The 17,380-nt window shown below is 59.2% G+C and carries 15 protein-coding genes, 2 tRNA genes and 2 pseudogenes; 7 read left to right on the forward strand and 12 right to left on the reverse strand.

The window, feature by feature from the left end; translation table 11 throughout:
- The first annotated feature begins 29 nt into the window (after positions 1-29).
- The gene (locus tag IPP03_20765; GenBank protein ID MBL0354947.1) at positions 30-194 is read left to right on the forward strand and encodes a hypothetical protein; all 165 of its coding nucleotides are present in this window, start codon (positions 30-32) and stop codon (positions 192-194) included.
- A 278-nt stretch (positions 195-472) separates the two neighbouring features.
- Here IPP03_20765 and IPP03_20770 read toward each other — a convergent pair whose 3' ends face one another.
- The 9 genes from IPP03_20770 to IPP03_20810 form a co-directional block, all read right to left on the reverse strand.
- Positions 473-655 carry a transposase family protein gene (locus IPP03_20770; protein ID MBL0354948.1) on the reverse strand — a complete coding sequence of 61 codons (183 nt, stop codon included), beginning with the start codon at positions 653-655 and terminating at the stop codon, positions 473-475.
- Between the two features lie 511 nt (positions 656-1,166).
- The gene (locus IPP03_20775; protein MBL0354949.1) at positions 1,167-2,141 is read right to left on the reverse strand and encodes an IS110 family transposase; all 975 of its coding nucleotides are present in this window, start codon (positions 2,139-2,141) and stop codon (positions 1,167-1,169) included.
- Positions 2,142-2,259: 118 nt separating this feature from the next.
- Positions 2,260-2,451 carry a hypothetical protein gene (locus IPP03_20780; GenBank protein ID MBL0354950.1) on the reverse strand — a complete coding sequence of 64 codons (192 nt, stop codon included), beginning with the start codon at positions 2,449-2,451 and terminating at the stop codon, positions 2,260-2,262.
- 358 nt (positions 2,452-2,809) lie between these two features.
- Positions 2,810-2,885: transfer RNA gene (locus tag IPP03_20785), tRNA-Val, on the reverse strand.
- Positions 2,886-2,893: 8 nt separating this feature from the next.
- A complete protein-coding gene (locus tag IPP03_20790; protein MBL0354951.1) occupies positions 2,894-3,166 on the reverse strand; it encodes an HU family DNA-binding protein in 273 nt (90 codons plus the stop codon).
- 162 nt (positions 3,167-3,328) lie between these two features.
- The gene (gene lon, locus IPP03_20795) at positions 3,329-5,743 is read right to left on the reverse strand and encodes an endopeptidase La (GenBank protein MBL0354952.1); all 2,415 of its coding nucleotides are present in this window, start codon (positions 5,741-5,743) and stop codon (positions 3,329-3,331) included.
- A gap of 66 nt (positions 5,744-5,809) precedes the next feature.
- Positions 5,810-7,072, reverse strand: a complete 1,263-nt coding sequence (clpX, locus tag IPP03_20800) for an ATP-dependent Clp protease ATP-binding subunit ClpX (protein MBL0354953.1) — start codon at positions 7,070-7,072, stop codon at positions 5,810-5,812.
- Positions 7,073-7,086: 14 nt separating this feature from the next.
- Complete coding sequence (gene clpP / locus IPP03_20805; GenBank protein MBL0354954.1) at positions 7,087-7,716, reverse strand: ATP-dependent Clp endopeptidase proteolytic subunit ClpP; 630 nt, start codon at positions 7,714-7,716, stop codon at positions 7,087-7,089.
- A 56-nt stretch (positions 7,717-7,772) separates the two neighbouring features.
- Positions 7,773-9,077 (reverse strand): trigger factor, encoded by a 1,305-nt coding sequence (locus IPP03_20810; GenBank protein ID MBL0354955.1) that lies wholly within the window; start codon positions 9,075-9,077, stop codon positions 7,773-7,775.
- 140 nt (positions 9,078-9,217) lie between these two features.
- Between IPP03_20810 and IPP03_20815 the strand changes: the two genes are divergently transcribed.
- From IPP03_20815 to IPP03_20840, 6 genes and pseudogenes are all read left to right on the forward strand, one after another.
- Positions 9,218-9,293, forward strand: a tRNA-His gene (locus IPP03_20815).
- Positions 9,294-9,350: 57 nt separating this feature from the next.
- Positions 9,351-10,250, forward strand: a complete 900-nt coding sequence (locus tag IPP03_20820; protein MBL0354956.1) for a M20/M25/M40 family metallo-hydrolase — start codon at positions 9,351-9,353, stop codon at positions 10,248-10,250.
- Between the two features lie 49 nt (positions 10,251-10,299).
- Positions 10,300-11,693, forward strand: a pseudogene (locus tag IPP03_20825) (IS1380 family transposase).
- A 307-nt stretch (positions 11,694-12,000) separates the two neighbouring features.
- A pseudogene (locus tag IPP03_20830) lies at positions 12,001-13,138 on the forward strand (IS630 family transposase).
- A 25-nt stretch (positions 13,139-13,163) separates the two neighbouring features.
- Positions 13,164-13,793 (forward strand): M20/M25/M40 family metallo-hydrolase, encoded by a 630-nt coding sequence (locus IPP03_20835; protein ID MBL0354957.1) that lies wholly within the window; start codon positions 13,164-13,166, stop codon positions 13,791-13,793.
- 94 nt (positions 13,794-13,887) lie between these two features.
- Positions 13,888-14,091: a hypothetical protein gene (locus IPP03_20840; protein ID MBL0354958.1), complete on the forward strand. Its 204-nt coding sequence runs from the start codon at positions 13,888-13,890 to the stop codon at positions 14,089-14,091.
- Positions 14,092-14,141: 50 nt separating this feature from the next.
- Here IPP03_20840 and prmB read toward each other — a convergent pair whose 3' ends face one another.
- From prmB to IPP03_20855, 3 genes are read right to left on the reverse strand one after another with little or no spacing between them, the layout of a single operon-like run.
- Positions 14,142-15,050 (reverse strand): 50S ribosomal protein L3 N(5)-glutamine methyltransferase, encoded by a 909-nt coding sequence (gene prmB, locus IPP03_20845; protein MBL0354959.1) that lies wholly within the window; start codon positions 15,048-15,050, stop codon positions 14,142-14,144.
- Positions 15,047-16,180: a succinyl-diaminopimelate desuccinylase gene (dapE, locus tag IPP03_20850; protein ID MBL0354960.1), complete on the reverse strand. Its 1,134-nt coding sequence runs from the start codon at positions 16,178-16,180 to the stop codon at positions 15,047-15,049. The genes prmB and dapE overlap by 4 nt, the downstream gene beginning before the upstream one ends.
- Positions 16,180-17,361, reverse strand: a complete 1,182-nt coding sequence (locus tag IPP03_20855) for a PilT/PilU family type 4a pilus ATPase (protein ID MBL0354961.1) — start codon at positions 17,359-17,361, stop codon at positions 16,180-16,182. Before IPP03_20855 ends, dapE begins: the two co-directional genes overlap by 1 nt.
- Positions 17,362-17,380 lie beyond the last annotated feature (19 nt).

The following is a 17,380-nucleotide window of genomic DNA, read 5'->3' on the forward strand; positions in this document are numbered from 1 at the left end:
GACACTGACTGGTCAGCTACGGGTGGGTGATGACGTCCTTGCTTGATACCTCGTTGGATCCGGCCACAGACTTTTCGGCGCTTTATCACAGTTGTTGGCGTATCGGAGAGGCGTTCAAGCGTATCAAGCACCGGCTCAATCTGGAGCACACGTCCGGGCTGACTTGGCTGGCCGCCTGCCAGGACGGTGGGTGACAATCTCAACGCCTTGGCCTCCTGTTTGGCTGCCGAGGAGAGGCTGGCCGGCAATTCACAATGGCGAGTGAATCGGACACTGGCCTTCAATACCGTACGCCGACTCTTGGCTCGGGTCCTGGCAGGGGTGCAGAAAATCACCACCTGGGTCACAACGGAAATCTTCTCGGAAATCGTCAAAAACCTCCAGAAATTCATCCCTGATCGATGCCGACCTCGTCCAAATCAGCGGAAACCTCACTTGTCTCATGCATATAAACCTGCCGTATGACCTCGTGTTAAGTTGCGAGGATTGAGGTGTCATGGCTGGGAATACCGTATTCAAGCGTCAGATGCTGGCGTAGCCAAGCTTCCTTCTCATTCGCCCAGGCTTCGATCTCGACGAAGGTATTCGCCCCTGAGAGCACAGCACAGACGGCAATTGTCAGCAATTCCACCCGCTTGTGTTCGACCTTCTTCATCTGTCGCGGATCACCCACACCAACTCAGATATCCAACAGCCGAACCGTGTTTCCTGTCGCTATGGAAAAACTCCAAAAAGCCAGGAAACTACACAAATCAAGGGGCTGTGAACATAGATGGTCGCCCCTCGTTTGCCAAGCCTTCAGTCCGTGACGTTCAACAGGTGGAGATTGCAGCCATAGATCCGGACTTTGATCGAGGCCACAGCCTCTGTCCCTGATGGAATATGCAGATCGGTCGCTCAACAGCCTCCAGTACCCGAAGTACGAAGTTCACAGCAGCATTCACCGATCCCGGTCTGACCTGTCTCGCCATCACGTCATGATTGCCTGTGCAATTGGTGGTTCTCCTTGAAGTTTGCTGCCGTTGTATTGCTACCTTGCAGGGTTATCCACGGGGCCGATAGCCGAAGGTCCTTTTAGACCGTAGGGCAGCGGCACGGTGGATAACCCGTATTCATGCCGCCGATCCATAGCAGGGTTCGTAGTCTCGCTCGTGGGCCAAGAGTGCTCAAACAATTCGAGCGTTCTTGTTGACCTGTGCCACCGCAGCCACGTTTTTGTGACGTCGCCCCATAACCTCTGCGAGCCAACTTCCGGTATAGGCTGCTTTGCGCTCGGCAACACGGATTACGGCTCGAGCTCCGTGGATCAGCAGGGTCCGCAGATACGTGTCGCCACGTTTGCTGATGCCCAACAGTGTTTGCTTGCCGCCGCTGGAATTCTGTCGTGGCACCAGCCCCAACCAAGCCGCCAGTTGTCGGCCATTCTCAAAGTTCCGCGCATTGCCGATCGATGCCACCAGGGCGCTTGCCGTGATCGGACCAATGCCGGGAATCTGCGCTAACTTTCTACTCGCCACGCTCTCCCGGTGCCACGCTTGGATTTGTATTTCCAACTCATGAACCTGCCGGTCCAACTCTTTGAGGTGGTCACCAAGGCGTGCAAGTAGTTGGCGAAACATGCCTGGCAACCCATTCTCACCATCCTCCAGAACCTCAGGTAGGCGCTTACCGATGTACCCAATGCCTTGTGGGATGATGATGCCGTATTCGGCCAGTAGACCACGAATCTGGTTGGCCTGAGCTGTTCTCGCCTTGACGAAGCCTTGGCGGGCGCGATGCAGTGCCAGAACGGCCTGCTGCTCGCCGGTCTTGATTGGCACAAAACGTATGTTTGGCCGACCCGCCGCCTCACAAATTGCCTCGGCGTCGGCTACATCATTCTTATTGTTTTTTACATACGGCTTCACAAACTGCGGAGCCATCAGTTTCACCGTATGGCCCATCGCCTGCAGTTTGTTCACCCAAAAATGAGCGCCACCACAGGCTTCCATGCCGATCAGGCAGGACTGGAAATTGGCAAAAAACGGCAATACCTGATCGCGCTTCAATTGCTTCTTGAGTACCACCTTGCCCCGTTCATCAACGCCATGAACCTGAAAAACCTGTTTCGCCAGATCAATGCCAACTGTCGTAATCTTCATCTCGGTCGCTCCTCTCCCTCAGTGGAATATTGCTATCGCCACTTTGGCATGTTGATGCCGTTTCTGGGAGGGGCGACCATCCCTTTAGCCACCTTCGTAAGCCATTGATCGTCAGAGACTATTTTTGAGGGTGTACAACAGTGGCATTCATGCGATTGCCGCGCCACTCACGCGCAACGGCCTCGAAGTTTTTTTCCGCCTTGAGGCGCGCGGTAATCTTGCCAACCTTGCGAACCATGCAGAGATCAACCTCGTCACGAAGCTGTTCGCGCGCTTGATCGCGAGCCTTACGAGCGGCTTCCAGCGTCACCTTGGGGTAGATCCCCAGGCCAGTGTCTCTTCTGCTTCCTGGCGAAACGATAGGCGAGGCGCCAATACTTTCCGCCCTTGGGATCGACCAGCATGAACATGCCCCCGCGGTCAGTCAGCTTGAAAGCCTTGTCGGCAGCCTTAACTTTCTTGACCACAACGGCGGTCAGCTTTTCGATGCCCGTATCATCCCTTCTGTTGGTATCAACATTGCTGGTATCGGATATACCAGCTAGTGTACCAACCGTTTGTTGGTACTTGAATGGTATTGGATGTTACGGGATGCTACAAGAAAACCCCCGGGATGCTTTAATTTCCGGGGCTTTTGCTATGGGGCGATACTCGGTGATGCTAAGTTTTGGTGGGTGCTGAGGGGTTCGAACCCCCGACATCCAGCTTGTAAGGCTAGCGCTCTACCAACTGAGCTAAGCACCCGAATCCGGTCAGTTGAGGTCATCTTTGAGGGTCTTGCCGGGTGTGAACTTTGGCACCTTGGCAGCCGCTATATTCAGTGACTCGCCGGTACGTGGGTTGCGCCCAGTGCGGGCAGCGCGCTCGCCGACGGAAAAAGTGCCGAAGCCGATCAGGCTGACGCTATCGCCAGCCTTGAGGGCGTCCTTGACGACAGTAAGCGTGGCATCGAGTGCGCGGGCGGAGGCTGCCTTGGAAAGTTCGGTACGCGCAGCAATCGCGTCGACCATTTCAGATTTGTTCATGGAATCCCCTTTAGGTTGGAAAAACGACATCAAAATTTGTTCGCGGAACGATTTATATCTCTGCCGAAATCCTTGTGTCAAGCGGATTCTGGGAGGTTTTGCCGGGCACGATAAAGCCAGTAAACAGGCCAACACAGTACGCAGGCATGCTTCCTTTCCAAATCAATGGGTAAGGACCATTTGTGTAGGCGCATTCTCGGGACCGGCCGCCAACGCTGTACCATCATCGCCTTGCTCCGCCAATGCCTCCGGCTTGCGCGCCAGCGCCCTCTCAAGTACCTGGTCGATCCACTTGACGGGCACGATCTCGATCTTGTTCTTGATGTTATCCGGGATTTCGGCTAGATCCTTGACGTTCTCTTCCGGAATCAACGCCGTCTTGAGGCCTCCACGCACCGCTGCCAGCAGCTTTTCCTTAAGGCCGCCGATTGCGAGAACCTCACCCCGCAGCGTAATCTCTCCGGTCATGCAGACGTCGCAACGGACCGGAATACCCGTGTAGGCTGAAACCAACGCCGTGGTCATGGTGATGCCGGCAGAGGGGCCGTCCTTGGGCGTAGCGCCCTCCGGTACATGGATGTGGATGTCAGTCTTCTCGAAGGCCTCGTCCCGGATTCCAAGGCGACGGGCGCGGGCGCGGACGACCGACCGGGCGGCTTCGACCGATTCCTTCATGACGTCGCCCAGCGAACCGGTGCGCAGGATGTTGCCCTTTCCGGGCATGTTGGCGCACTCGATGGTCAGCAGTTCGCCGCCGACTTCGGTCCATGCCAAGCCGGTGACCTGGCCAATCTGGTTTTCATTTTCAGCCATGCCGAAGCTGTAACGCCGGACACCGAGGAATTTGTCCAGATTTCGGGCATTGACCAGCATCTTGCTGCTGCGCTTCTTCAGAACCAGCGTCTTGACGACCTTGCGGCAGATTTTCGAGATTTCCCGCTCGAGCGCACGAACGCCGGCTTCCCGCGTGTAATAGCGGACGATGTCGCGGACCGCGCTGTCGGCGACGGCCAGTTCGGTCAGCTTGAGACCGTTGTTCTTCAACTGCTTGGGCAGCAGATAGCGCATGGCGATACTGACCTTTTCGTCCTCCGTGTAGCCGGAGAGGCGGATGACTTCCATGCGGTCGAGCAGCGGTGCCGGGATGTTCATCGTATTGGCGGTCGCCACGAACATAACGTCTGAGAGGTCGAAGTCGACTTCAACGTAGTGATCCTGGAAAGTGTGGTTCTGTTCCGGATCGAGCACTTCGAGCAGTGCCGACGAGGGATCACCGCGGAAGTCCTGGCCCAGCTTGTCGACTTCGTCGAGCAGGAACAGCGGATTGCGCACGCCGACCTTGGTCAGGCTCTGCAGGATCTTGCCCGGCATCGAACCGATGTAGGTGCGGCGGTGGCCACGGATTTCGGCCTCGTCGCGTACGCCGCCGAGCGCCATGCGCACAAACTTGCGGTTGGTTGCCCTGGCGATCGACTGGCCGAGCGAGGTCTTGCCAACGCCCGGGGGACCGACGAGGCAGAGGATAGGGGCCTTGACCTTATCAACGCGTTGCTGCACGGCGAGATACTCGACAATCCGCTCCTTGACCTTTTCCAACCCGAAGTGATCAGCATCTAGTACCCTCTCGGCCTCGCGCAGATCCTTATTGGTCCGCGTCTTCTTGCGCCAAGGCAAGCCGACCAGAGTCTCGATGAAGTTGCGAACGACCGTGGCTTCGGCCGACATCGGCGACATCAGGCGCAACTTCTTTATCTCGCCGAGAGCCTTCGCCAGGCCTTCCCTGCTCATCCCCGCGGCCTTGATCTTGCGGTCCAGTTCCTCGAGGTCGGCGCCTTCCTCGCCTTCGCCAAGTTCCTTCTGGATTGCCTTGACCTGCTCGTTGAGGTAATACTCGCGCTGGCTCTTTTCCATCTGACGCTTGACGCGGCCACGGATACGCTTCTCGACCTGGAGAATGTCGATTTCCGATTCCAGTTGCGAAAGCAGGCGGTCGATGCGCTCGCGGACGCTGTCCATTTCCAGCACCTCTTGCTTCTGCTCGAGCTTGAGCGGCAGATGGGCGGCAATGGTGTCCGCTAGGCGTCCAGCGTCCTCGATGCCCGTGATCGACGACAGAACCTCGGGTGGAATTTTCTTGTTCAGCTTGACGAACTGGTCGAACTGGGCAACGACGGCGCGGCGCATCGCCTCGATCTCGTGGTCGTCGACTCCGGATTGCGGCAACGGGGCAGCCGTCGCCATGAATACGGACGATTGCACCTCGATGGCTTCGACGCGAGCACGCTGCGTGCCTTCGACCAGAACCTTGACGGTGCCGTCGGGCAGCTTGAGCATCTGCAGGATATTAGCCAGACAACCGATGCGGTAAAGATCTTCTGGCTCCGGTTCATCCTTGGCGGCCGATTTTTGGGCCAGCAGCAGAATGCTCTTGCCCCCTTCCATGGCCATTTCGAGTGCCTTGATCGATTTCGGACGACCGACGAAGAGCGGGATCACCATGTGCGGGAAGACGACGACATCGCGCAGGGGGAGCAGCGGCAGCTCGACGGTTTCAGGGAGGGTGTGGGGGTTCGACATTAAGATGCCTTTGAAATAGGTATACCCCCGTTACTTGGGGGCGCGAAACCGCAATTCAAGCCCGGCTCAGTTGGAGCCGGAAACCTTCGGCTGATCGGCGTAAATCAGCAGGGGCGGGGTGTCACCGGTGATCATGTTCTCGTCGATGACGACCTTTTCGACATTTTCCATGCCGGGGAGTTCGTACATCGTGTCGAGCAGGGCATGTTCGAGGATAGAACGCAGGCCGCGGGCCCCCGTCTTGCGCGCCAGCGCCTTCCTGGCGATGGCGGAAAGGGCACCGGGACGTACTTCCAGTTCGACGTCTTCCATGCCGAACAACTTCTGGTACTGCTTGATCAGCGCATTCTTGGGTTCAGTAAGGATCTGGATCAGGGCCGGTTCCTCGAGTTCCTGGAGGGTGGCGACGACCGGCAGACGACCGATAAGTTCGGGAATGAGACCAAACTTGATCAGGTCTTCCGGCTCGGCATCGAGCAGGACCTGACCGATGGCCTTCTTGTCCTTCTTGCCCTTGACCTCGGCCCCGAAGCCGATGCCACCTTTTTCCGATCGGTTGAGAATGATCTTTTCCAAGCCGGAAAAGGCGCCGCCGCAGATGAAGAGGATATTGGTTGTGTCGACCTGGACGAAGTCCTGGTTTGGATGCTTGCGCCCGCCCTGTGGCGGAATTGAGGCGACCGTGCCTTCGATCAGCTTGAGCAGGGCCTGCTGCACGCCCTCGCCGGAAACGTCGCGGGTGATCGACGGGTTGTCCGATTTGCGGGAAATCTTGTCAATTTCGTCAATATAAACGATGCCCTGCTGCGCCTTTTCAATGTCGTAATCGCACTTCTGAAGCAGTTTCTGGATGATGTTCTCGACGTCCTCGCCGACGTAGCCGGCTTCGGTCAGCGTGGTCGCGTCGGCCATCACGAAAGGTACGTTGAGCAGGCGGGCGAGGGTCTGGGCGAGCAGGGTCTTGCCGGATCCGGTCGGCCCGACGAGCAGGATATTGCTCTTGGCCAGTTCGACTTCGCCGGCATTCTTGGCGGTGTGGCGCAAGCGCTTGTAATGGTTGTAGACGGCGACGGCGAGAATGCGCTTGGCGACTTCCTGGCCGATCACGTACTGGTCTAGAATCGAGCAGATTTCGCGCGGTGTCGGCAGGTCGGAGCGACCGGCCTTGGCGGACTCTTCCGGAAGTTCGTCCCGGATGATGTCGTTGCACAGCGCGATGCATTCATCGCAGATGAACACCGACGGGCCGGCGATAAGTTTCTTGACTTCGTGCTGGCTCTTGCCGCAGAACGAGCAGTAGAGCAGTTTTTCCTGGGCGCCTTTGGTCATCCGAGCCTCTCCATTCAAGCCGCATCGCGGCGGGTCAGCACCTTGTCGATCAGGCCGTATTCTGCCGCCTCCCCCGCCGAAAGGAAATTATCACGATCGGTATCCTTTTCGATGCGTTCCAGCGGTTGACCGGTGTGTTCGGCCATGATCTGGTTCAGACGATCACGAATCGACAGTATCTCCCTGGCGTGGATGGCGATGTCCGAGGCCTGGCCCTGGAAGCCGCCCAGCGGCTGGTGAATCATGACGCGCGAATTGGGCAACGCGAAACGCTTACCCTTGGCGCCGGCACAGAGCAGGAAGGCGCCCATCGAGGCGGCCTGGCCGATGCACAGCGTGGACACATCCGGCTTGACGAACTGCATCGTATCGTAGATCGAGAGGCCGGCAGTCACCGCGCCGCCCGGCGAATTGATGTAGAAATAGATGTCCTTGTCCGGATTGTCCGCTTCGAGGAAAAGTAGTTGTGCGACAACGAGATTCGCGGTGACGTCGTTGACCGGGCCGACAAGAAATACCACGCGCTCCTTCAGGAGGCGGGAATAGATGTCGAACGCGCGCTCGCCACGGCCGCTCTGTTCGATCACCATCGGGACCATGCCCAGTGCCTGCGGCTCCTGGATGCCTGCGTTATCGCTACTCATGTCTGCCCTCGTCGGTTGCGTTCAAGATGTTCGTCGCCGTTGCGACATCGGGAAGATTACTGCTTCTGGCTCATGAGTTCATCAAAAACCGCAGCCTTGTCAGTGACCTTTGCCTTGGCGAGTACCCATTCGACAACATTGCTCTCGATTGCCAGGGCCTCAACCTCGCCCAAGCGCTGCGGTTGGGCATAGTACCAGCGGACGACTTCCTCCGGGTGCTCGTAACTTTGGGCGCTTTCCTCGACCATTGCGCGAACCTGCTCGGGAGTTGGCTGAAGTTTTTCCGATTTCACCAGTTCCGCAAGAATCAAGCCAAGCACGACGCGGCGTCGCGCCTGGTCGGCAAACCACTCGGGCTGGATCGGCATGTCCGCGACCTTCATGCCACGCTGCTCCATGTCCTGACGGGCAGCCTGCATCAGACGATGGACTTCCATCTCGATCAGCGCGTTCGGCGTGGAAATCGGGTTAGCCTTGATCAGGGCTTCCATGACCTGATCCTTGAGCTTGCCTTCGATGCGGCGTTTCACTTCGCGTTTGAGGTTGGCTTCGATCTCGGCGCGCATCATGGCCACATCACCATCGACGATGCCCATGCTCCTGGCGAATTCGGCATTGATCTCCGGCAGCTTGGGCGCCTGTACCTGCTTGACGGTGACCTCGAACTGTACAGTCTGCCCGGCCAGATCCTTGGCAAAATAATCCTCAGGAAAAGTTAGGTCGAAGGTCCTGAATTCGCCAGACTTGGCGCCTTCAACGGCCTTCTCGAAGTCAGGCAGCATCATGCCTTGGCCCAGCACGAAAGGATAGTCGGTTGCCTGACCGCCTTGGAAAGGCTCGCCATCCTTCTTGCCTAGGAAGTCGATGACGACGCGGTCTTCCTTCGCGGTCGCACGATCGGTGTCTTCGTAGGAGACACGCTGCTTGCGCAGGATGTCGAGGGTCTTGTCGACTTCATTGATACCGACTTCAAGAACTGGACGCTCGACTTCCGCGGCCGACATGTCGGCCGCGGCGAAATCCGGATAGACCTCGAAGATGGCGGAGAACTCGAGGTGAGTCGTGCTTTCGCTGTCCTTGGGCTCGATCCGTGGGTAGCCGGCAACACGCATCTTCTGGGCGGTTACGGTCTCGGCGAAGACGCGGTCCAGTTCTTCGGACAGCACTTCGTGGCGCGCCTGGCTGCCGTATTGCTGTTTGACGATGCCGAACGGCACCTTGCCCGGGCGGAAACCGGGCATCTTGATGTTCTTTCCCATACGCTTCAGGCGCTGATCCATCTCCTTTTCGACATTTTCGATGGCGATGGACAGATCGATGCGGCGTTCCAGTTCGTTGGCTTGAGCGGTGGTCGCTTCCATGAGATTTCCTTGTGACTACGAGCCGAAAGAGATAAAGCTCGCAATTCTATCATGGCAGGTAAAGCAGCAGCATTCATGGTGAGGCACGATCTATAGACAGACGAGCGGATTGTTCGCTACAATTCCCATCCTATTCGATGGCGGCTGTAGCTCAGTTGGTAGAGTCCCGGATTGTGATTCCGGTTGTCGTGGGTTCGAAACCCATCAGTCGCCCCAGATTAAGACCCCCGCATCCCGCAAGGTTTGCGGGGGTTTTCGCTTGAGAGCCAGGACATGTCCGATCTGCCGACACCATCCGTATTCGCGTCGCTTGCACCAGCGACCGTGTGGAAGCATTTCGTCACCCTGTGCGCGGTTCCGCGCGCTTCCAAGCAAGAGGCAAAATTGCGGCAGCAGATGTCAGTCTGGGCAGCGCAACATGGTCTGGCTGCTGTAATCGACTCCGCCGGCAACCTCGTCATCCGCAAGCCGGCCAGCGCCGGGCGGGAGCATCTCCCCGGCGTCATTCTGCAAGCGCACCTGGACATGGTGTGCCAGAACAACACCAACACGCCGCACGACTTTTCGCGTGACCCGATCCTGCCGGTCCGGCGCGGCGGCTGGCTGGTCGCCGACGGCACCACGCTGGGGGCCGACAACGGGATCGGCGTGGCCCTGATTATGGCGGTACTCGAGGACACCCGCCTCCAGCACGGGCCGATCGAGGCGCTGTTCACGGTTGACGAAGAAGCCGGGATGGGAGGTGCCCACGGCCTGCAGCCCGATACACTCAACGGGCGCCTGATGCTCAACCTGGATACCGAGCGGTGGGGAGAGTTCTATCTCGGTTGTGCCGGCGGCCTCGACGTCAATGTGCGGCGCGGCACTACGCCCGAGCCGGTGCCGGAGGGCTGGCAATGCTGGCGAATCGATTTGCACGGTCTCCGTGGCGGGCACAGTGGGGTCGATATCCACGAGGAACGGGGCAATGCGATCAAATTACTGGTGCGTGTCCTGTGTGGACTTGAACAACATCTGTCGCTGCGTCTGGCCAGCCTTAGCGGTGGCACGGCACGCAACGCCCTGCCGCGTGAGGCGTTTGCCATCGTCGCCGTTCCCTCAACAGAGGCGGCGAAACTAGTAGCCCGAATTTTTCATAAAAGCAGGCGAATCTCGTTTAACCCATTGATATAATAGTGGTTACGCCAATAACGCTTTGTAAGAAGCCTAAACGAGACCGCCTATGGACTATTCTATCCCAACCCAGCTTCGCTTTCCCGCCAGCGCCGGATTTACGATCCGGGCAGAGTTTGACGGCGGGGCGATGTCCTCCGACTTTGGCGCACTCCTGTTGCGTGGCATCGACCTGCAAATCGGCCTGATTCCCCGCCTGGTCAGCGCGATTCACGACAAACGCCACGCCTCGTACATTGACCATCCCCTGGCCGACCTGCTCCGCCAGCGGATATTCCAGACCGCCAGCGGTTACGCCGACGGTAATGACGCCAACACGCTGCGGCGCGATCCGCTGTTCAAACTGGCGGTCGGTCGTGCCCCGCTGGACGAGGGAAATGACCTGGCCTCCGGCCCCACGCTCTCCCGGCTCGAAAACAGCGTATCGCGCAAAGACATTTACCGCCTGGCCAAAAGCTTCGTCGACGCCTTCATCGCCAGCTACGCCCAAGCGCCTGCCGTGATCGTGCTCGATATGGATCACTCGGAGGATGCCACTCACGGGCAGCAGGAACTGGCGTTCTATAACCCCCACTACGGGAATCACTGCTACCTGCCGCTGTTTCTCTTCGAAGGACTTTCCGGGAAGTTCATTACTGCCGTCCTGCGTCCGGGCAAACGCCCGACTGGCAAGGAGAACGCGGCCATCATCAAGCGCGTGCTGCGCTTGCTCCGCCAGGCTTGGCCCGAGACCCACATCATTCTGCGCGGGGATGGCCACTTCTCGAATCCCGAACTGATGGCCTTGTGCGCGTCCGATCCGCATCTGGACTTCCTCTTCGGCCTGGCCGGCAACCCGGTGCTCTCGCCCAAGGCCGAGCCGCTGCTGAAGAAAGCCCGTGCGCTGCACCAGACACACAGCGCCAACGCCCAGCGCCTGGGGAACGCCGAGCCTGCGGCGACACGACTGTACGACGATATCGAGTATCAGGCGGGCTCGTGGCCCAAGGCTTACCGCGTGGTGGTCAAGGCCGAGGTGATGGCCTTGGGTGACAACCCGCGGTACGTGGTGACCTCGCTGTCCGACCCGACGCCTGATGTGCTTTACAAAGAGCTGTACTGTGCTCGAGGGCAGGACGAGAACTTCATCAAGGCGGTGAAGAACGACTTGGCCAGTGACCGGACCTCCGATCATGCCTTCCTCGCCAATCACCTGCGGCTGTTCTATTCGTGTGCGGCGTATGGGTTGATTCACGGCTTGCGCGAGAACACGCTGGTGCATACGGAACTGGCCAAGGCGCAACCGCTGTCGATTATCCTGAAACTCTTTAAGTTGGCGGTGCGCGTGGTGCAGTACAAGGATCGGATCAAGCTGTCCTTGCCTACGTCGTGTCCGATGAAGGGGTGCTGGCGCGGGTGACCGAGTTGCTTTACCTCGTCCCGCGCCCGCCGGCACCGGCCTGATCGACTCGGCGACGCCGTCTCATGCTACCGACTCGAATCCGCTTGAGCGGAGGTCAGGTCTCGCCAGCGCTCTGTCCAGGGATCGATGGCGGCAGGGTGTGATGCCCAAAAGTTGGGGTATTTGGCCGATCGTGGCGGGTTGGCAGCAAAATTCGCAGCAAGCTGACTCGCATCACGGCTGGAATGGCACGACATTGACATCGCGCGGCGGGTTTATGAAACATCCGGGATAGTACGTTCCATTAATATATTTACAAACGTGCCTTTAATTGCCATGATTGTCTTAGCATTTGACGTGGAGGTGATCATGGGACGGACAAGCGGGCGAGCAGCACTGTTGCTGACAGACGAGCAGAGATCCAGGTTGTCTGAATTGGCGGCGTCGCGAACGGCAGCGGTGCGCGAAGCGGAGCGTGCCGGCGTGCTGCTCAAATACGCGCAGGGCGTATCGATCACCGAGATTCAGCGGCAGTTGGGCGTCAGCCGGCCGATGATCTACAAATGCATCGACAAGGCACTTGCGGCGGGCATTCAAGCCGGATTGAAGGATGCCTACCACCGGCCTCACGCCCCGGAGATTACTGAGGAGGCCAAGGCTTGGGTGGTCAGCGTAGCGTGCACCAAACCAAGGGAGTTTGGACTGGCTGCGGAGTTGTGGAGCATCTCGGCGCTGGCCCGCCATGTGGCCGAACAGGCAGCGGCATCGGGCTTCCCTCGTCTTGCCGGTGCGGGCAAGAGCACGGTCTGGCGGATTCTTGATGCAAACCAACTCAAACCCCACAAGATCACCTACTACCTGGAGAAACGGGATCCCGACTTCGACCGGAAGATGCATGAGGTGCTGATGGTCCCGGGACGTTTCCCTCTACACCGAAGGCGCCGTTCATGATGGACGGCCGAACCCGATTTACACGGTCAGTGTCGATGAAAAGCCCGGCGTTCAAGCGATTGGCTTGACGGCGCCTGACCGGCCACCGGTTCCCGGCAAAGCGCCGACGGTGAGTCGGGATTACGAGTACGTCCGCCATGGAACCGTATCGATCCTGGCCGGCATCGACTTGCACGCCGGCCATGTGTTTGCCCAAGTCGAAGACCGGCACCGCAGCTGCGAATTCATCGGTTTGCTCCGTTCGATCGATGCGTACTACCCGCCGGAGGCCATTATCCGTGTCGTCCTCGACAATCACTCGGCCCACATCTCGAAAGAGACGATGGCTTACTTGGCGACGCGACCCGGACGTTTCGAGTATGTTCATACACCCAAGCATGGTTCTTGGCTCAACTTGATCGAATGCGCTTTCTCGAAAATGGCCCGGACCTTCCTCCGCCATATCCGCGTCGCCTCGATCCATGAACTCAAAGCGCGCATCCTGAAAGGTATCGATGAGATGAACGCCACCCCAGTTGTCTTTCGCTGGAAGAAATTTGACCTTGAAATCGCATAATACGTAATTATATTGATGGAACGATATACTAGTCGCCGGTCTGGAGAAATGGGATGGCTGGCTGCGCCGGGAACTGGCTGGGGTCGATGAAGGCGTCAAACTTGGATATTCGCCGGAACCCAGCGCTGTGGTGCTGTTGTCGCCCGCCGACCAGGGCGTCTGGCTGGCCTCGCTGCAAGCCGCTCCGCATGGCGTCCGGCGCATGAGCCGGCAACTACCTGGCGTCGTCGAGACCTCCAATAACCTCGGCATGGTCAAACTCGATGTGACTGGTGGCTCGTGCAATTTCATGGTTCGCTCGCTGCTGGACAGTGGCAGCGCAGCGCTGGCGGACGAGATCGTCAGCCTTTTTGCGCTGTCCGGGACCGTTGCCGAGAAGGCGGGACATTACCCGGGATGGTCGCCGAATCCCGATTCGCGGCTGCTCTCCCTGTGCAGGTCGGTCTATCGCCAGGAATTCGGTAGCGATTCTCGGGTGCAGGTAATCCACGCCGGGCTAGAATGCGGGATCATTGGCGCGAAGTATCCGGGGCTCGATATCGTTTCCTTCGGTCCGACGATCCGTGGCGCGCATGCGCCGGGCGAGTCGGTGGAGATTGAGACCGTCGGACGCTGCTGGCAGCTCTTGCAGGCGATACTCACTGCTGTCGAATAGTCGAAGCCACTGAGGAGTCTTGACGATGAAGTGTTTGCCTTTACTTGCCATCCGTGTCTGAGTCGGCTTTGATTTCGGCAGCGCAGTCTTGACGATGAAGTGTTTGCCTTTACTTGCCATCACCCTGTCTCTAAGCGCCTGCGGTGTGGAAACGGCGAGTACTGCGGCAACCGGCACCGCGCTAAAGAAGCAGGAAATCGAGCAGGGCAGGAAGACAATGGAGCAGATGCAGCAGAAGATCGACCAAGCCAACCTGCAGGCGCAGCAGCGCTCCGATCAGGCTAGCGGCGAAAGATAAGAAAGGTCAGCGCCCGCGAAGGGGCGCGGCAATTCGTTGAACCGGGTCGATCAGCCAGCTTGTTCGGGCAAGTCTGCGGCGCGCAGCAGGAAAACGAATTCATTGCCGGCAGCGGTATCGAGCCAGGTGAAGGGCAGTGTCGGATAGGCGGCTTCCAGTTCTTCGCGGTTGTGGCCGATCTCGACGATGAGCAGGCCGTCTGGGGTCAGGTGACGCTTCGCCTCGCGCAGGATGGTGCGGGTGAAATCGAGGCCATCCTTGCCTGAGCCGAGCGCCATGACCGGTTCGTGCAGGTATTCCGGCGGCAGCGCGGCGACCGAGTCGGCATTGACGTAGGGCGGGTTGGAGATGATCAGGTCGTAGCGTTTTCCAACCAGACTGGCGAAGGCGTCAGAGTGGATGATTTCGATGCGCTCGCTGAGGCCGTATTCCTCGATATTGCGTTCGGCGACGGAAATTGCCTCTGGTGACAGGTCGACCGCATCGACCCGAGCTTGCGGGAAGGCGAGGGCGGCGAGGATGGCCAGGCAGCCGGAGCCGGTGCATAGGTCGAGTGCAGATTCGATGGCCCACGGATCGTCGATCCACGGCGCCAGTTGTTCTTGCAACAGTTCGGCAATGAAGGAGCGTGGCACGATGACGCGTTCGTCGACATAGAAACGGTGGCCGGCAAGCCAGGCTTCGTTGGTCAGGTAGGCAGCTGGCAGGCGATCCTCGACACGGCGCCGGTAGATGTCGAGCAGGGCGTCGCGTTCGCTGGCCAGCAGGCGGGCGTCGAGGAAGGGTTCTAGGCGGTCGAGTGGCAGATTGAGGGTGTACAGCGTCAGGTAGACGGCTTCGTCCCAGGCGTTGTCGTTGCCGTGGCCGAAGAAGAGGCCGGCGGCGGTGAAGCGGCTGACCGCGTAGCGGATGTAGTCGCGAACTGTGGCAAGTTCGCTGCGCGCGGTCGGGTCGCTCATGCTGTTAGCAGGCGCTCGAGGATGCGAGTGTAGATCGCCGAGAGTTTCGGCAGTGCCGCGATGTCGACGCATTCGTCGATCTTGTGGCTGGTTGCGTTGACCGGGCCGATTTCCAGCAACTGGTCGCAGATTTCGGTGATGAAGCGGCCGTCCGAAGTGCCGCCGGTGGTCGATAGCTCGGTTTCGATGCCGCAGATTTCGTGGATAGTGCTACTGGCAGCTTCGGCCAGCGGGCCGCGCTCGGTCAGGAACGGCCGGGCACCAAGCGTCCATTTGATGTCGTAGTCCAGGCTATGCTTGTCGAGGATGCCGGTCAGGCGCTGCTGCAGTCCTTCCGGCGTACTGGCCGTGGAAAAACGGAAATTGAATTTGATCTCGACGCTGCCCGGCACGACGTTGGTGGCGCCGGTGCCGCCATGAATGTTGGAAATCTGCCAAGTCGTCGGCGGGAAATATTCGTTGCCCTGGTCCCATTCGGTGTCGCTCAGTTCGGCGATCGCCGGCGCCGCCAGATGGATCGGATTGCGGCCGAGGTGCGGGTAGGCGATGTGGCACTGGATGCCCTTGACGGTCAGGGCGCCGGACAGTGAACCGCGGCGGCCGTTCTTGATCATGTCGCCCAGCGTGTCGACCGAGGTTGGTTCGCCGATGACGCAGAAATTTAGCCGTTCGCCACGCGCCTTGAGGGCTTCGACGACGGCGATGGTGCCATCGTTGGCATCGCCTTCCTCGTCGGAGGTAAGCAGGAAGGCGAGCGAGCCGGGATGTTGCGGGTGGGCGGCGATGAACGCTTTCGTTGCGGTCAACATCGCCGCCAGCGAGGATTTCATATCGGCGGCACCGCGCCCGTAGAGCATGCCGTCGCGGATTTCCGGGGCGAACGGCGGTGAGGTCCACAGATCGAGCGGGCCGGTCGGCACGACATCGGTGTGGCCGGCGAAGACGAACAGCGGTTTGGCGGTGCCGCGCCGCGCCCACAGGTTGGTGACGCCGTTGCGGTCGATGAACTCGCAGAAAAAGCCCAGCGCTTGCAGGCGGGCCGCGATGATTTCCATGCATCCGGCATCGTCTGGGGTCACCGAAGGCCGGGCGATGATCTGCCCGGCCAGTGCCAGGGTCGGATCGGGCATCAGTTGCTCGGGTCGCCGTCGCCGAGGCTGAGCGAAAACTCCTTGAACGATACGCCGCTCGCGTCGGTGCTGTCGAACTCCAGCGCGGCGTCGGTTTTCCGCTCGTCCTTGTTGCCCTGATTGATCTCTGAATTGTTGATCAGCCAGGAGAGATTTGTCGGCGAGTCGGCGTTGGTTAGCGCTTCGTCAAGCGAAATCTTGCCCTCGCGATAGAGCCTGAAGAGATCCTGTTCGAAGGTCTGCGATCCCGGTGCGAGCGTCTGCTCCATCGCATCCTTGATGCCCTGGACTTCGCCGCGCTCGATCAGTTCGCTGATGTGACGAGTGTTGATCATGACCTCGCAGGCGGGGAGCCGCAGGCCGTCAGGTCTCCTCACCAGGCGCTGGGACATGATCGCGCGCAGGGCGACGGAAAGGTCGAGGAACAGCGCCGGCCGGTTCTCCAGCGGAAAGAAGCTGATGATCCGGTTGAGCGCGTGGTAGCTGTTGTTGGCGTGCAGCGTGGCGAGGCACAGGTGGCCGGTCTGCGCGTAGGCGATCGCCGCCTGCATCGTTTCCTTGTCGCGGATTTCGCCGATCAGGATGCAATCCGGCGCCTGACGCATGGCGTTCTTCAGCGCGGCAGCCCAGTCCAGCGTATCCATGCCGATTTCGCGCTGGTTGACGATGGATTTCTTGTGCTTGAACAGGAATTCGATCGGGTCCTCGACGGTAAGGATGTGGCCGGCGCGATTGGCGTTGCGGTGATCGAGCATGGAGGCGATGGTCGTCGACTTGCCCGATCCGGTGGCGCCGACGATCAGCACCAGTCCGCGTTTTTCCATGATCAGGTCGCCAAGCACCGGCGGCAGGTCGAGCGATGCGATCTGCGGAATGTTGCCAAGAATGAAGCGGACTACGATGCTGATTGACCCGCGCTGGCGGAAGAGATTGACCCGGAAGTTGCCGATCTGCGGCACGCCGAAGGACAGGTTCATCTCCATCGTTGCCTCGAAAACCTTGGCTTGGTCGGGCGACATCAGCTCGAAGGCGATCTTTTCGATCATGTCCGGCAGCATCACCTGCTGGTTCACGGGCATGGTGTTGCCCTGAATTTTGATGTGAATCGGCGTGCCGGCGGATATGAAAATATCGGAGGCCTGCTTTTCAGCCATCAACTGGAACAATTTGTCGAGGATCATTCGTGACCTCCGGGTCTCG

It is taken from the genome of Candidatus Dechloromonas phosphoritropha, assembly GCA_016722705.1.
GTDB lineage: Bacteria > Pseudomonadota > Gammaproteobacteria > Burkholderiales > Rhodocyclaceae > Azonexus > Azonexus phosphoritrophus.

Bases quoted from the DNA above. Each gene is read 5' to 3' on its own strand.
- IPP03_20775 (MBL0354949.1), bottom strand. From the start codon at position 2,141: ATGAAGATTACGACAGTTGGCATTGATCTGGCGAAACAGGTTTTTCAG.
- IPP03_20770 (MBL0354948.1), bottom strand. From the start codon at position 655: ATGAAGAAGGTCGAACACAAGCGGGTGGAATTGCTGACAATTGCCGTC.
- IPP03_20790 (MBL0354951.1), bottom strand. From the start codon at position 3,166: ATGAACAAATCTGAAATGGTCGACGCGATTGCTGCGCGTACCGAACTT.
- IPP03_20810 (MBL0354955.1), bottom strand. From the start codon at position 9,077: ATGGAAGCGACCACCGCTCAAGCCAACGAACTGGAACGCCGCATCGAT.
- IPP03_20820 (MBL0354956.1), top strand. From the start codon at position 9,351: ATGTCCGATCTGCCGACACCATCCGTATTCGCGTCGCTTGCACCAGCG.
- prmB (MBL0354959.1), bottom strand. From the start codon at position 15,050: ATGAGCGACCCGACCGCGCGCAGCGAACTTGCCACAGTTCGCGACTAC.
- lon (MBL0354952.1), bottom strand. From the start codon at position 5,743: ATGTCGAACCCCCACACCCTCCCTGAAACCGTCGAGCTGCCGCTGCTC.
- dapE (MBL0354960.1), bottom strand. From the start codon at position 16,180: ATGCCCGATCCGACCCTGGCACTGGCCGGGCAGATCATCGCCCGGCCT.
- IPP03_20840 (MBL0354958.1), top strand. From the start codon at position 13,888: ATGAAGTGTTTGCCTTTACTTGCCATCACCCTGTCTCTAAGCGCCTGC.
- IPP03_20765 (MBL0354947.1), top strand. From the start codon at position 30: ATGACGTCCTTGCTTGATACCTCGTTGGATCCGGCCACAGACTTTTCG.
- clpX (MBL0354953.1), bottom strand. From the start codon at position 7,072: ATGACCAAAGGCGCCCAGGAAAAACTGCTCTACTGCTCGTTCTGCGGC.
- clpP (MBL0354954.1), bottom strand. From the start codon at position 7,716: ATGAGTAGCGATAACGCAGGCATCCAGGAGCCGCAGGCACTGGGCATG.
- IPP03_20855 (MBL0354961.1), bottom strand. From the start codon at position 17,361: ATGATCCTCGACAAATTGTTCCAGTTGATGGCTGAAAAGCAGGCCTCC.